This is a genomic window from Bacillus sp. RC51, from assembly GCF_044908115.1.
In the GTDB taxonomy this organism is placed as follows: Bacteria; Bacillota; Bacilli; order Bacillales; family Bacillaceae_G; genus Bacillus_A; species Bacillus_A mycoides.
This window is the reverse complement of record NZ_JBIYCW010000008.1, coordinates 27,948-43,150: the sequence shown is the minus strand read 5'-3', so window position 1 is coordinate 43,150 and position 15,203 is coordinate 27,948. Positions and strand designations below refer to the sequence as shown.

The 15,203-nt window shown below is 34.7% G+C and carries 15 protein-coding genes and 1 pseudogene; 2 read left to right on the top strand and 14 right to left on the bottom strand.

From position 1 onward, the window contains the following. Window positions 1–215: 215 nt before the first annotated feature. The 7 genes and pseudogenes from ABH959_RS16860 to ABH959_RS16830 form a co-directional block, all read right to left on the bottom strand. Window positions 216–344: pseudogene (locus ABH959_RS16860) on the bottom strand (DinB family protein); the annotation flags it as partial. Between the two features lie 149 nt (window positions 345–493). Continuing rightward, on the bottom strand, window positions 494–994 hold the full coding sequence (locus ABH959_RS16855) for a GNAT family N-acetyltransferase (RefSeq protein ID WP_113935880.1): 501 nt from the start codon (window positions 992–994) through the stop codon (window positions 494–496). Between the two features lie 531 nt (window positions 995–1,525). Further along, complete coding sequence (locus ABH959_RS16850; protein WP_113935881.1) at window positions 1,526–2,902, bottom strand: sensor histidine kinase; 1,377 nt, start codon at window positions 2,900–2,902, stop codon at window positions 1,526–1,528. A 1-nt stretch (window position 2,903) separates the two neighbouring features. Next, window positions 2,904–3,581: a response regulator transcription factor gene (locus tag ABH959_RS16845; protein ID WP_000781971.1), complete on the bottom strand. Its 678-nt coding sequence runs from the start codon at window positions 3,579–3,581 to the stop codon at window positions 2,904–2,906. 227 nt (window positions 3,582–3,808) lie between these two features. Beyond that, window positions 3,809–4,648, bottom strand: a complete 840-nt coding sequence (locus ABH959_RS16840; RefSeq protein WP_000747487.1) for a YitT family protein — start codon at window positions 4,646–4,648, stop codon at window positions 3,809–3,811. Window positions 4,649–4,998: 350 nt separating this feature from the next. After that, a complete protein-coding gene (locus ABH959_RS16835; RefSeq protein ID WP_404492938.1) occupies window positions 4,999–5,268 on the bottom strand; it encodes a 2TM domain-containing protein in 270 nt (89 codons plus the stop codon). Between the two features lie 215 nt (window positions 5,269–5,483). Beyond that, window positions 5,484–6,125, bottom strand: coding sequence for an ATP F0F1 synthase subunit alpha (locus ABH959_RS16830; RefSeq protein WP_113935883.1), 642 nt, complete (start codon window positions 6,123–6,125; stop codon window positions 5,484–5,486). 311 nt (window positions 6,126–6,436) lie between these two features. Here ABH959_RS16830 and ABH959_RS16825 point away from each other — a divergent pair, with 311 nt between their 5' ends. Together ABH959_RS16825 and ABH959_RS16820 are read left to right on the top strand one after the other, a co-directional pair. Then, window positions 6,437–7,468 (top strand): S66 family peptidase, encoded by a 1,032-nt coding sequence (locus ABH959_RS16825; protein WP_113935884.1) that lies wholly within the window; start codon window positions 6,437–6,439, stop codon window positions 7,466–7,468. 225 nt (window positions 7,469–7,693) lie between these two features. Beyond that, window positions 7,694–8,089: a DUF3224 domain-containing protein gene (locus ABH959_RS16820; RefSeq protein WP_113935885.1), complete on the top strand. Its 396-nt coding sequence runs from the start codon at window positions 7,694–7,696 to the stop codon at window positions 8,087–8,089. 234 nt (window positions 8,090–8,323) lie between these two features. Here ABH959_RS16820 and ABH959_RS16815 read toward each other — a convergent pair whose 3' ends face one another. The 7 genes from ABH959_RS16815 to ABH959_RS16785 all read right to left on the bottom strand — a co-directional run bounded on the left by ABH959_RS16815 (window position 8,324) and on the right by ABH959_RS16785 (window position 15,193). Then, the gene (locus ABH959_RS16815) at window positions 8,324–8,701 is read right to left on the bottom strand and encodes a hotdog family protein (RefSeq protein ID WP_404492937.1); all 378 of its coding nucleotides are present in this window, start codon (window positions 8,699–8,701) and stop codon (window positions 8,324–8,326) included. A gap of 115 nt (window positions 8,702–8,816) precedes the next feature. Continuing rightward, window positions 8,817–10,064, bottom strand: a complete 1,248-nt coding sequence (locus tag ABH959_RS16810; protein WP_404492936.1) for a DUF1015 domain-containing protein — start codon at window positions 10,062–10,064, stop codon at window positions 8,817–8,819. Between the two features lie 13 nt (window positions 10,065–10,077). Then, window positions 10,078–11,250, bottom strand: a complete 1,173-nt coding sequence (locus ABH959_RS16805) for a phosphoglycerate dehydrogenase (protein ID WP_404492935.1) — start codon at window positions 11,248–11,250, stop codon at window positions 10,078–10,080. 12 nt (window positions 11,251–11,262) lie between these two features. Beyond that, the gene (gene serC / locus ABH959_RS16800) at window positions 11,263–12,345 is read right to left on the bottom strand and encodes a 3-phosphoserine/phosphohydroxythreonine transaminase (protein WP_002137211.1); all 1,083 of its coding nucleotides are present in this window, start codon (window positions 12,343–12,345) and stop codon (window positions 11,263–11,265) included. Between the two features lie 209 nt (window positions 12,346–12,554). Further along, entirely contained in the window at window positions 12,555–12,746 is a 192-nt protein-coding gene (locus tag ABH959_RS16795) for a DUF378 domain-containing protein (protein WP_002084566.1), read from the bottom strand. A gap of 88 nt (window positions 12,747–12,834) precedes the next feature. Then, window positions 12,835–13,902, bottom strand: coding sequence for a glycoside hydrolase family 113 (locus tag ABH959_RS16790; protein WP_113935887.1), 1,068 nt, complete (start codon window positions 13,900–13,902; stop codon window positions 12,835–12,837). 403 nt (window positions 13,903–14,305) lie between these two features. Continuing rightward, window positions 14,306–15,193 (bottom strand): type II CAAX endopeptidase family protein, encoded by an 888-nt coding sequence (locus tag ABH959_RS16785; RefSeq protein ID WP_113935888.1) that lies wholly within the window; start codon window positions 15,191–15,193, stop codon window positions 14,306–14,308. Window positions 15,194–15,203 lie beyond the last annotated feature (10 nt).

Here is a 15,203-nt window from a genome sequence, read left to right as displayed (position 1 = left end):
ATTATCTAATCCGTAATGTGTAGTTATAATAAAATTATTTAATTTTATTATCTCAAACAAGCATAACCCCGTTCTAAATATAGGACGGGATTATGCTTGTTTAATTTTGTATGTAAGATACTTCACTTCACTAAAAAATATAACAATAAAGTTGTTTAAAAATCTAAGTTTTATTCAACAATAGCGCCCTTTAATGGAATAACTAAAACGTTCAGTTAACGATTTGATGGCCATGCCCTCTGTATCTTCCTTAATTGAATAATTCGGCCTGTACGATAAGCATCATGAAGCATGGTGTCCAGTAATTTACCCTCAAATGAATTTTGTTCAAGCTCTTTTTCGGAAAAGGTAAAGCCTGTATCGTTGATTACCAAGTAATCGTTGATACAGGCTTTTTTAATGTTTGTTCAACTAACTCATGCGTTAGTTCAATAAGATTTTATTAATCTCTGTCCTATATTCATCTTCATCAAATACGAATTGAGGTATTAAATTACATATCATAAGGTTCAAGCTTCAAAATAAATTCTTCAACATCCTTGCCTCTTGCGTTGGAAAAACCCTTATCTTCAGAGATGATTTTAAACCCGCATTTTTCCAATCCCCTGATGGAGGCGAGGTTATCTTTAGCGGAACGAGCATAGAGTGGGCGTATCTTAATATACTCCAGAAACTCTGACAACGCTAAAGTTGCAATACCATGACCCCAATATTCCTTCCCAATCCAGTAGCTTACTTCGGGTTCGCCGAACTGTTCAAAGTTCGAGACGTGTCCAGTGACAATGCCATTGAATAATATAGTCTTAATTGTAATAGTCTCGTCAGCAATATTTTTTTTCCAATGGTCAAAAAATGAGTCCTTATCAGTGGGGTCTTTAGCTGTAAAGGCAGCCATATAGTTCGCCGTTGAATCTAGTTGTTGTTCGAAAAAGATAGGAAGATCTTCCTCTATGATATCTCGTAGCTTCACTTCGCTTTTGCTAATGGATTCCATATAATTGACAAGCTCCTTAACATATTTTTGAATATAAATTCTTCAAAGTTTAGAGAAATTCCTTCTTCAACTATGCCAGTTAGTTGAATTAAAAAGTTTATTTATTGGCCAATGGTATAAAGTCCAAGTTTTCATCCATAAGATAGTACATTGTCCCATTATCTGTTTGTGCTTCTCTAATGAATACAACCTCATGCTATTTATCCTTTATTTTTTTGCTTAAGGGATATTGTAATTTAGCTACTAACTCCTTTAAATACTTAAAGTCAAGGTCCTCGCACCAAGGCTACGTCCTCCACCATAAAATAATATACCTAATATCATAGATTATCTATTATGACTATGTATTTTAAATTTATCTGTTTAGATAAAAAAAGATAGTAGGGGCATTCACCCCTTACTATCTTTACTATTGATATTTATGTGTCTTTAAATATATAAGTGATGTACTTTTTTGATATTATGTGTGACATTGAATACACGTTACTACAATGATAATCATGATGTACATTCACATGTCTTCTTTTTCATTTATTTAGGAAGCTCAACCCGAACAGTAGTCCCTTCCCCTTTCGTGCTATAAACTGAAACGTTTCCTTGATGCAGTTCAACAATTTTCTGCACAATTGATAACCCTAAACCGCTACCTTCTACGTTTCTCGCTCTTGCTGTATCTACTTTGTAAAAACGATCAAATATACGATCCATTTCTTCTTGTTCCATACCGATTCCGTTATCTGATATAGAAATGACAATACCGGATTCTAATTCTTCTACAACAAATTCAATCGTTCCGCCGTCGTTTGAAAACTTAATGCTATTCGTAAAAATATTACTCCATACTTGATGAAGTAAGTTTTCATCACCGTTTATGATGATGTCCGGCACATCAAATTCGACAGCTATATCTTTTTCACGCCATTTCCATTCGAGCATAAAAATGACGTCTTTAATTTGCTTTTGTAAGTGAAACTCTTTAATTTGTAGAACTTTCTCTTCCTTATCTAATGAAGCGAGCGTAAGTAACTGTTTACATAAACTAGACATCCGCTTACTTTCGCCCTCAATAATTTTCAAATAATGTTTTCTTTCCTCTTCACTCATATTCTCCGATTGTAATGTTTTCGAAAAACCTTGTATCGAAGAAAGTGGAGATTGGAATTCATGAGAAACGTTAGAAACGAACTCTTGCCTCATTTGATCTAATTCTTTAATGCTCTTTGTCATCTTTTGAAAATTAGTCGCTAGTGTACCAATTTCATCTTTTCGATTTTCATCTAATTCGATATCATATTCACCACTTGCAATCTTTTGAGTCGCTTTCGTAAATGTTCGAATTGGCCGAACGATATAACCTGCTGCAATCGCTATAAAAATGATACTTAATACAACGATGAAACCGAGTAATACCGCTAGAAAAATTCTCATTTCGCCGAATTGTTGCTGAATGTCAGGGCGAATGAATAAAGCGTACTGTTTATCATCGTGTTTTAGCGGTACACCGACACTATTAATTAATTCATTATCGAAAAATCCTGTAATAAAGAGGCGAGTTGGATATGTGGAAACGCCATTAAACGTCTCACCTTGCAATACTTTATGAACGGTATCATCACTAATTGTTATCTTACGAAACGCATTCCCAATACGCTTTCCATGATTTTCGTCATCTACAATATAAATTTCATACCCTAACTTCGCAATAGACTGTAAGTATGCCTCTTTATTCTCTTCACTTTGCTTTTCATATAATGATTTTACTTCTTTAGCATACATTAAAATCTTTTCACTATTGTACGGTTTTAACTTCACTTGATAATATACGTTCGTTAATAAAAAACCGATAATGCTACTAAGAAGCATAATACCGACTGTCATAAAAACAAATCTAGAATATAGTGATTTCATTTTATTTCAACTCCAACTTATAACCGAGTCCGCGTACTGTCGTAATTTGAAAATCATCTGTTCGTTTTGAAAAACGATCTCGTAGCCTCTTCACATGAACGTCAACTGTTCGTTCATCTCCTTCAAAATCCATTCCCCATACTAATTCAATTAATTCTTCTCTTGAAAAGGTTCTTCCAGGATAACTAGCAAGTTGTGATAATAATTCAAATTCCTTTAATGGAAGCAAAATCGTCTGACCGTTACACTTCACTTCAAACCCTTTTCGATCAATAGTCGTTCCGTGTAATGTAATAATATCAGCACTAAGCATTTGATAACGGCGCAATAAAGCTTTCATACGGAAAATTACTTCAGCTGGTTCAAATGGTTTTACAATATAATCGTCCGTACCAGAAATGAATCCTTTTTCTTTATCGACTAGCTGATCTTTTGCAGTTAATAAAATAACAGGTATATCATGATACTTCCGGATTTCTTCGCATAACGTATAGCCATCAACAAACGGCATCATAATGTCTACTATCGCAAGATGAATATTTTCTTTCTCTAAAACGCCTTGCGCTACCTTTCCGTCTTCCGCTTCAAAAACTTTAAAGCCCTCTTTTTGTAAATGGTAATGCAATAACTCTCTAATATGTTTATCATCATCAGCTAATAAAATATGTATCATCTTCATTAAACCCTCTCTTGTTCATCCTTCTACATTCTTACATTAAGAAACAATTGTACTTTTTGCAAGAAAAAGAAAAACAAACTGCTATTAGTTTTTTTGAATAAGAGTTGATACATAATACGCTACAAGCCAACATTTTAAGATAAATAAAAAGAATCTATTTTGAAAAAAATTATTCAAAATAGATTCTTTCGTTTTAGTATTAAGATTATTTTAATAAAAAATAATTTCTAAGCCTTAGAAATATCAACAAATCCTTCTCCAAATACATCACGAACATCGTGTATAGCGATGAACGCAGCCGGATCCGTAGTTTGAACAATCCGTTTTAGCTTCACTACTTCTTGCTTATTAATAACAATATAAAGAATTTCCTTCGGCGTTTTCGTGTAATAGCCATGACCTGAGTACACAGTAACCCCTCTGCCCATTAAGGTAGTTACCTTCCCGGCAATTTCATTCGGGTTATCAGAAATAATCGTAATGGCTTTCTTCGGATTTAAACCTTCAATTACAAACTCCATCACTTTCGTTGCTACATATAGCATAATAATTGTTATCATCAGTTTTTCTGCACCAATGATGAAATAAGATGAAAACGCAACAATTAAATCGAAGAACAGTAAACCATAGCTAATGCTCCACCCTAAATACTTATGCGTCATCCTTGCTAAAATCGTAGTACCTGCAGTTGTTCCGCCAACACGAATAATAAGACCAATCCCGCACCCGATAAATATTCCTCCGAAAATGGCATTTACGAGCATTTCATCCGAAGCAATCGTCCAGCCTTCTGTCAAATGAAGAAATAGCGAGTTCGTAACTACAGCGATAATCGTATAAATCGTTGTAATCTTATTTAAAAATTTATAACCGGCTATTAACAAAATCGCATTTAAAATTAAGTTAACTAAGCCCGGTGACCATTCAAATAAATAGTACGTAATAATCGTGATACCTGTTACCCCTCCCTCACCAAACTCATTCGGGATAACAAACAGATTGACACCTAACGCAAAAAGAAATGCACCAATAATAATAAAAATAATGTCTGTCGTTCTTTTTTTCATAAAGTACCTCACTTCTTATGTAAATATTTATTCTGTCATAAACTCTCACCATTATATCGTGGAATATTCAAATCGAACAGTGGTTTATTTTTATTTTAATATAGGGTAATAAATCAACTTCATCCTACATCCACAAGTAATTAAAAAAGTAAAACAACTGTATTTATTATGTGCTACAAATAAAGTTTTGATTTCACATGCAATTCACGCTAAAAAATGAATATGAACACTTACTCGCACAAACTTCGAATAAAAAACAAATAGGCGAAGCTATAGAATAGACTTCGCATCAAGCGTGTGAGCACAGAGATTTATATGAATTTTTATATTCATACATTACAGAAATAAATTTACTTATCTTTCTCCATATATTCTTTAATCTTTCGTTCTTCCCACTTTTTTCCGAATATCCCAAATGGAAAAGTTGTCAAACCGTGTATAACGATACCGATTCCCCAACCTCCAAGTGGATATAAAAACCATAATTTGCTTGAATCAGAGCTTATATTTATAAAAAAAAGCATTAAGTTAACTAGTATATAGACCGTTAAATGAATGTAAAAAGCTTTTAAATTCTCCATCCTTTTTTTAGCTCGTAAATAAACCTCATCTCGCTCCATCCTTAAACACCTCTTTCATTATTGTATTTTTTAAACTCGCTCCGATTTAAACATCATATTCTAATCGAAAATCCCTTATTCTCAAAAAAACACAAAATAAAAAATACCCATCAAATTTTCATACATATGATAATTTAATGGGTACTGCATGATACATTTAGTTTTTACATTTATTGTTTGGAGTAAATTGCAAATAACGACTTATACTCGCCTTATTAAGACCAGATCCATACATCCTCATTATTTTCAACGTTGCTCTTTACTTCATGAATTTTTTCGATATGATCCGTTGTGTTGTAGTTAATAGAAATTCCGCCCCAGCCTACATACTTCATATCAATTTTCACTTTCTCACCCATATTAAATACTTGTCCTTTAGTTAAGTACACTTCAATAATAGCTTTCTTCCCATTTACTGATGGATACTGCACTACAACATATTTAGTAGAACTATCTCCTTCATCTTCCATCGTTCCTACTTTTGATACTTCCCCAATTACATAATCAGGAGAACCATCTTCTTTCATGTGCATACCTAATTTATTTGACGTATTTTCAACTGTATTTGCAATCATATATTCAGTAAAATTACGCATCATAGATCCAGTAGCTTTAACCTCATCCCCTACTTTCACATGTGAAAGGGAATCTATATACACACTAACAGGTTCCTCATATTGCTTAGATTTTACAACAATTACACCGTTATCCACTTCTACTACTCGCCCTTCTAACGTCGAGAAATTTGATTCAATAGAAGCGGCACTCGCTTTTGATAGTTCTAATCCTGGTAAATTCGTTCCTGATAATGCTGCGATCCCTAAAGCACCTGCTAAAATTAATTTTTTCATGCCCATATGTAACCTCTCCATTCATGATGATTATATTTTTTGATTGGATACGACCAACCTGTAACTATTATAGTTACAGGTTATAGAAAATAGCAACCATCTTTCTCATGCAATGATGCATACTGTGATTTTTAAATATAAAGTTTGATAAAAAGATTTATTGTATCTTATTCCTATATTCAGCAATAGTGTTAGATTCATAAATAACAGCAGGTGTATTTGTTAATGGTGGCGAAATTAAATGTCATGTACTATGTTCTTCAACTCTACGGTTTGTATAGTCGTAGTTAATTACATTATGTAGGAGCGGAATTAATATGTTAATGAAACCAAAAAGATTACAGCCAGGAGATATTGTGGCAACAGTAAGTTCTTCATGGGGAGGTGCTGGTGATTCTAAGCTAAGATGGCGATATGAGCAAGGAGTAAAAAGATTAGAAGACGTCTTCGGTCTTAAGGTTGTCCCCATGCCAAATAGTTTAAAAGGTAGCGAATTCATTTATAACAACCCAGAGGCTCGTGCGGAAGATTTAATGACAGCATTTAAAGATACGCGCGTGAAAGCAATTATTGCGAATATTGGCGGTGAAGATAGCATCCGTTTACTTCCTTATATAGATTTTAATGTTATACGCGAAAATCCGAAAATCTTTATGGGCTACTCTGACGATACCGTTTCACATTTGTTTTGTCATAAAGCAGGAGTTTCCTCTTTTTACGGTCCAGCAATTTTAACCGATTTTTCCGAAAATGTAGAGATGGATCCATATACAATTGAAATGGTAAATCGAACTCTCTTTTCAAATGAGAATATTGGCGAGATTCAACCAACTCATGAATGGACGAGTGAGCGTTTAGAATGGATAGAGATAAATAAAGATAAAAGGCGTACAATGCAACAAAACAACGGATATGAGCTACTTCAAGGCTCTATCACTGTACAAGGGCGTTTAATTGGTGGTTGTATAGAAGTACTGGAATTTGCAAAAGGAACGGAACTTTGGCCTGAGAAAAAACATTGGGCGAATAGTATCCTTTTCTTTGAAACCTCTGAAGATCATCCAGAACCAAGTTATATAAAGTATTGGTTACGAAATTACGCAGCGCAAGGCATTCTGCAAAAAGCAAAAGGCATCATTTTTGGTAAACCAAAAGACGAAAAGTATTATGAAGAATATAAACACGAAATACTGAAAGTTATGAAAGAACATAACTTAGAAGATTTGCCGATTCTTTATAATTTAAATTTTGGCCATACCGAGCCGAAGTTTATTTTACCTTACGGCGCGTTGGCAGAAATTGATTGTAAAAATGGGGCTTTCTCTATTTTAGAGAGTGGCGTGGAATAAAGTGAAACTTGAAATAAGTATAGCCATAAGTTTTATTATTATGTTTCCCTGATCCTACAGGAAGAATAGCGTATTTTTTCATTTTTGGGAGTATTTTTTGTTAGCTTGATAGCGATATGGCAGGACTCAAATAAATAAAAACACTCTTATGAGATATGACTGTGAATTGGTACTTTTTAAATGATATGGAGATTACTTATCTAATGATAAAGGGGGATTACGTGTATGGAAGTAACATTTACAGTAAGTAAATGGGATGAAAAACTAATCGATGATACTAGAAAAGATTTCCCTATTAATATTGCCCACGTTGAATATGATATTGATGGTGAATTAAAAGGAAAAGCTTTTGTTGAATACTTATTATATTATTTAGACTCAAATATAAATGATGGTCACTTGGCTACTGCTAAAATTTCTGGATTTTTACACTTTGAAGGAATTTATAAGGGGCAACAAGGGACATTTACAGCTATAGAGCAAGGAATATTTGATAAAGGAAATCTAGATTCCCCAGGAACAATTATTAAAGCTACTGGTGACTTAGAAAATCTGAGAGGGTCCTATAATTATCAGTTTACAGGTCAAACCAGTAAACTAATTTTAGAGTTTGAATTTTAGCAAAATATCCTATAATTTAGTGGAAAGGACATTTCTTGTAATACTGGGAATGTCCTTTTTATTGACAAGCTTATTCAACTATTCTTCTATTAGTTAAGAAAAGAACAGAGTATATTACATAACGTCTTATTATCAGTATTCAGCAATGCATAAAACTTTCGTTATGGTGGAATTAAAAATCTAAGCCCGAGAGGCATGTGCCCCCCCCCACCTATTCATTACTTTTCCTACTAACTAAAGAATAATCCCCGAAAAACTCCCCTTCATAACTTCTTTTTCAACTTGATTTCTACATATAAACATCGCAATAATTTTTGTGCGATGTTTTTCATCGGGTTCAAATTGTTCAATAGTTACGTCACAACGAATTGTATCACCGCTAAAAACAGGACGTAAAAATTCAAAATCCATCTTGCGAGCTAGTACGTTATAGTCACCGCCAATTTTTGTAGGCAGCGTTGATGTTAACAGCCCTTGTACAACAAATCTCCCCTGCTCATCTGGTGTAACATGATGAACACCTTCATCTTTAGATACTTCTGTAAATAAAACAACATCTTCTTTTGTAAACGTTCGTTCAAAGGTGATTTTTTCGCCTACTTGCAATTTCATCCATACCCCTCCTCAAAAACAGTCCACAATTAATTAAACTGACATTCCATTTGTTACAAAAGAAAAACCGAAATTAAAAATCATTTCGGTTTTTCCAAACTGTAGAAGTCTATATTTACTTTAGCGAATGAACAAACAACCCACTGCGCAGTTTCGGTTCAAACCACGTTGATTTTGGCGGCATAACTTCCCCTGCGTCTGCGATTGATAATAAAGCTTCCATTGATGTCGGATATAATGAAAACGCTGCTTTATATTCACCGCTATTTACAAGGCGTTCTAATTCTTCTAATCCGCGGATTCCTCCGACAAAATCAATGTGTGAATCAGATCGTGGATCATGTATTTCAAGTACTTGGCTTAATAAATGATCTTGCAGAATAGATACATCTAAACCTTTAACGAGATCATTCGCATCAAATGTTTCCTCTTTCACAGTGAGCTTATACCACTTCTCGTTTACATACATTCCAAATGTTTTTGGCTCATTTGGTTTATACGGTGAAACCCCTGCTTCTTCCACATAAAAATATTGCGCAACTTGCTTTAAAAATTGCTCTACTGATAAGCCATTTAAATCTTTCACAACACGGTTATAGTCCCAAATTGATAATTCATCATGAGGGAATAAAACAGATAGGAAGAAATTGAATTCCTCTTCTCCTGTGTAATTCGGATATTGCTCTCTTCGCATTAGCCCTACTTTTGCAGCTGATGCAGAGCGGTGATGTCCATCTGCAATGTACAAGTTATGAATATCTTCAAATGCATTTACTAAAGTGGCAATTACTTCTTCATCTGCAATCTTCCACGCAACATGCCTAACGCCATCTTCTGCTGTAAATGTAAAGATTGGCGCATGTTCTTCTTTCCAGTTTGCAATGAAACGTTTCACTTCTTCTTTTGTACGATACGTTAAAAAGATTGGCCCCGTATTTGCGTCACACACATCTACGTGGCGAATACGATCAAGTTCTTTTTCATGACGCGTTCTTTCATGTTTTTTAATTGTATCATCTTCATACTCGTCAATCGATGTACAAACGACAAGGCCTGACTGCGTTCTTCCTTGCATCGTCAGTTCATAAATGTAAAGCGCTGGCTCCTCATCTTGAACGAACACTTCTTCTTGTATAAATTGCTTTAAATTTTCACCCGCTTGTTCATATACGCGATCATCGTACGGTGAAAGTGCCGGGTCTAAATCAATTTCTGCTTTATCAACGTGTAAGAAAGAATATGGATTCCCTTTTACAACCTCTCTTGCCTCTTCACTATTTAATACGTCATACGGTAAAGCTGCTACTTGTGCTGCTTTTCCTTCTACTGGACGAATAGCACGAAACGGTCGGATTTTTGCCAAGTTTCTCTCTCCTTTACACAATCATTCGAACGGCTACAACACCTGTGATTTTACTTATATTTTCCACAATATCCTCTTTCATTATATCATCAATTCCGTTATCAATATCAATCATTGTGTACGCCCAAGAATGTTTACTACGATTAATCATATCCGCAATATTAATATGATGTTCTGCTAAACATCCTGTAATTTGTCCTACCATGTTCGGAACGTTTTGATGCATAATTGTAATTCGTTTTTTTCCAATGTACGGAAGCTCTACGTTTGGATAGTTTACTGAATTACGAATATTACCTGTCTCTAAATACTCACGTAATTGACGTGCAGCCATTACTGCACAATTTTCTTCAGATTCAGACGTAGATGCACCAAGGTGAGGAGTTGCTGTTACATTTTTCATCTTTATCACATTTTCATTCGGAAAATCTGTTACGTAATGTGTAATAATATCTTCTTCTAACGCCTTTTGAAGAGCATTTTCATCTACAAGTTCTCCTCTTGAGAAATTGAATAGACGCATTCCTTTTTTCATCGTCTCTATAGCGTGTTCACCAATAATCCCCTTCGTTTGGTTCGTAAGAGGAATATGAAGTGTAATATAATCACACGTTGCAAAAATTTCATCTAGGCTAAACGCTCTTTGTACTTGCGTAGAAAGACGCCATGCTGTTTCAACTGATATATACGGGTCGTAGCCAACAACGTCCATCCCTAAAGATAACGCATCATTTGCAACTAAAGCACCAATTGCGCCAAGACCGATAACACCTAAACGTTTCCCTGCAATTTCTGATCCAACGAATTGCTTTTTCCCTGCTTCAACAAGCTGTGGTACTTCTTCTCCATCCAACTCTTTCGTCCAGCTCACTCCATTTATAATATTACGGGAAGACATAATAAGGCTTGCGATAATAAGTTCCTTCACTGCATTCGCATTAGCCCCTGGCGTATTAAATACTACAATCCCTTTTTCCGTACAACGCTCAACAGGAATATTATTTACACCGGCACCAGCTCTTGCAATCGCCTTTAAATCTTCTGAAAACTCTTCTTCATGTAAAGAATAGCTGCGAAGTAAAATACCATCTGGATGACCTACTTTGTCTCCAATTTCATAGCGATTCCCATCAAAAATTTGCAAACCCTTTTCGGCAATTTGATTTAACGTCTGAACACGAAACATATCCCCATCTCCCTATCTATTTTCAAGCTCAAATTCCTTCATATAGTCTACTAATTCTTGTACACCTTGGGTTGGCATCGCATTGTAAACACTAGCGCGCATACCGCCGACTGAACGATGTCCCTTTAGCGTCACGAAACCGCGCTCTTTCGATTTTTGTAAAAACTGATTGTTAAGCTCTTCTGACGGTGTTGTAAACGGAATATTCATAAGTGACCGATACGTGGGATCAACTGGTGAAGTAAACAATTTAGATTCATCTAAAAAATTGTAAAGAAGTGAAGATTTCATTCTATTTTGTTCTTCAATCGCAGATACCCCGCCTTGTTCTTTCAACCACTCTAGTACAAGTTTTGCTACATAAATACTAAAGGTTGGCGGTGTATTATATAGGGAGTTATTTTCACTGTAAGTTTCATAGTTTAACATCGTAGGACAAGCACTATTTACACTGCCAATTAAATCTCTTTTTATAATTACAATCGTTAAACCCGCTGGCCCTAAATTCTTTTGCGCACCCGCATATATGAGACCAAACTTCGTAACATCATATTGTTCTGATAAAATATTTGAGGACATATCCGCAACGAGCGGCACTCTTTCTAAATGTGGAATATCCACATATTTTGTCCCCTCAATTGTATTGTTCGTTGTAATATGTACATAATCTAGTTCTTCATCATTTGGTAAATCATCCATTTTAGGAATCGTAGTAAACTTCTCTTTTTCAGAAGAAGCAATCACTTGTACTTCTCCTACTTTTCCGGCTTCTTGCAGCGCCTTTTTAGACCATGAACCTGTCAGTACGTACCCAGCTTTTTTATACGTACTCATTAAATTTAACGGTATCATAGAAAATTGTAATGACGCACCGCCCTGTAAAAATAATACTTCATACTCATCAGGAATGTTCATTAATTCACGAAGTAAGCTACTTGCTTCATCAATAATACTTTGGAAATAAGAAGATCTATGGCTCATTTCCATAACAGACATGCCTGTCCCGTTATAATTTACAAGCTCCTTTTGCACTTTCTCTAAAACTGGCAAAGGGAGTATAGATGGTCCTGCTGAAAAATTATACACTCTCTCCATCACCCAGATAACCTCCCTATTTCTCATTTTTATTATTTTTTAAACTTTCTGAATTATAACCTATATACAATACACGGTCAATTTGTTTTCCGTTATTACGGTGCAAGACGCAATGGAATCGCTTGCATGTGCACCCTGCTTTTTATAAACATACAAAAAAGTGTTAAGTACATAATCGTACTTAACACTCTAGTAATTAAGTATAATAGCTACTTACTCGTAAAGAACCGATCGAAAATTTGATAAATAGCTGAAAGACCAAAGAGCCAATAAATAGTATCCACAAGCGCCGGCATAGAACCAAACCATTTCTCAACTACATTATAATCTAACGCTACAAACAACCAATTCAAACCGCCAAGAATCACCAGTATTACTGTAAGGTATGACAAAAATTTCATTATGATTGCCCCCTAGGTGATAAGATGGTGAAAGGCCTTTCACTAAAATATATGTAATGGATTCTAAAACTTACCTATTTTATAAAATTTATTTTCGATACCAGCCATTAATAACTGTCTCTGCTTCTTTACTATGTATTTGATATGAATGATTACTATCATTAGATCCGATAAACCAAATTGAAAAACCTTTAAAATATGGCTTCGCTTCTAATACATCTCGGTAAGCACACCACCCGTTAAGTTGTACATCTTTTGAAAACACATTCGTAACATCTGGGTTCCACGGGCTTTGTAGTCCAAGTTCACGTGCTGGCACATTAAATCCACCAAAATAAACTGGCTTTCCAGTTGTTTTATGTAATGTCTCAAGTTGCTGAACAACATTTTGGCCCCGATTGTATACTGTCGTCGCAAATAAGCTTTGTTTTACTTCTTCGTATGATGGATTTCTTTTTCCTGAAACTTCAAACCAACTATCAATACTTACAATGTCCACCTTTTTTAAATACGGGCGATTTATTTTCTCTTTAAATTTCGCCTCAAAAGAAGGATCCCAACTTGCAGTTAACCACCAGTTCATTTGATACAAAACATTTCCTTTATACTGCTGGCGAACAAAATTAATCGTATCATTCCAATATCCTTCTGCATATTCCATATTCACGAAATTAGAAGCGATTTTCAGCCCATAAATATTGTACTTACTTGTAATGGAATTAAAAATATCTTGTAAAACAACAGTTTTCCAATTCCAGAAGAAATCGTTAATATTACTAGGGTTCCACTCTGTTTCTCCAATATTTCCTTGCTGAATAAACGGAAACGGCTCCAATATAACTTGTATATTATGCTTTAATAATTCTTGAATTAAAATAATAGCTTGTTTCTTTTGCGCCTGATTAATTACCATATTAGCCGAATTTACATCCGAAATATCTACTTGAATAGGTACATTCACCGTATTTAAATTCAAGCGCTCTACATCTGCTAACACTTTCGCTACATTGCCTACTTCCCATACCGTTACGTTTCCTGATTTTATTTTTCCAGATTGAACAGTATTTACATCCGCCTGTATATTTCCCTGGAAACAAAAAGAAAACAACATGATACACACTCCTAAAATACTTACTAAACTCTTACTTTTCTTCATAAGTTTCCTCCTATAATTTTTGACATACTTGCTTATTCTATACAATGTTTCACATATATTCCACAAGAATATTTAATGAAATTTCATCAATAAAAATGCTATTCAACCTTTATCCATACCTTATTCATACTAACCTCCTAAAAATAGTAAGGTAAATAAAAAAGGAGCGTATTTCCGCTCCTTTTTTATCTTTTCACGATTGAAGTTATTGAATTTTTTCTTATAATCTAACCACATCTATCTTTTCGTATAAATAAATTTTTATACTCATAAATGTATCAAAAAATTTTTATCTATATTCGCTTTTTGTTTGTATTACTTTTACATTTACTTTATTCGTATTACTTTCATATCTTTGAATATTCATGATTACACCTCCATTATATTTGTATATAACATCCGCCTAATTATGATATTTGGTAAAATTCACTATTCGAGACGTAATTATTGCAGTAATTAAGATAATAATAGCGGTTATCAAGCCAGATTCTCCAATCCAAATCTCAGTTTGATATCCTGTACTTGCACGTGTGAAAGGTCCTTGAATAATGGCATTCCAAGTAGCATGGATGATAACCGAAGGCCAAATGCTACCTGTGATAAGTCGTAAATAAGCTGTAATATAACCGAATGGCACAATACAAAGATAGATACCAAGTACTGAAAGAACGACAGATGGTCCCGCTACATATAGGCCAGCAATAACAATTGGAACATGCCACGTTGCCCAAATCAATCCACTAATAAGGATGGGCCGTGAAAACTCTGCATCGACTAGCCTTGTGAGCATATAACCTCGCCACCCCATTTCTTCTCCCAAAGCTGGGATTAAGCCAAGCAAACTTCCGAAAATGCCGCTCAATACTACTAGATAAATGAAACTGAATGGTGCCGTTACATACTGAAGTCCAAGCATATTGTAGATTGGTTCTAACATACCACCTTCGGGATGCTGAAACCCCGCAATTCCGCTCAACCAGGCGATAGAATAAGTAATTCCGCAAATAATCATAGGGATTAGCAGAGCAAAACCAATCCCCTTCCATATCTTTAAGTTACCGAGACTAAAAGATACATCTTTAAACCCTTCTTTCAGTATTATGCGAGTCAAAATAGAAGATAATGCTGGGGTAAACATATATACCACAATAAGCGGCATACTTTTCGTAATTATTACTACTACATTTAGGATAATAGAAGTAATGATTAAGATACTCAGAAAGAGTTGAAGTCCTATTTTAGCACGTTGGATTTTATCTTTATTGTGGAACGATTTTGCGTGTAATCTCATTGTAATCCGC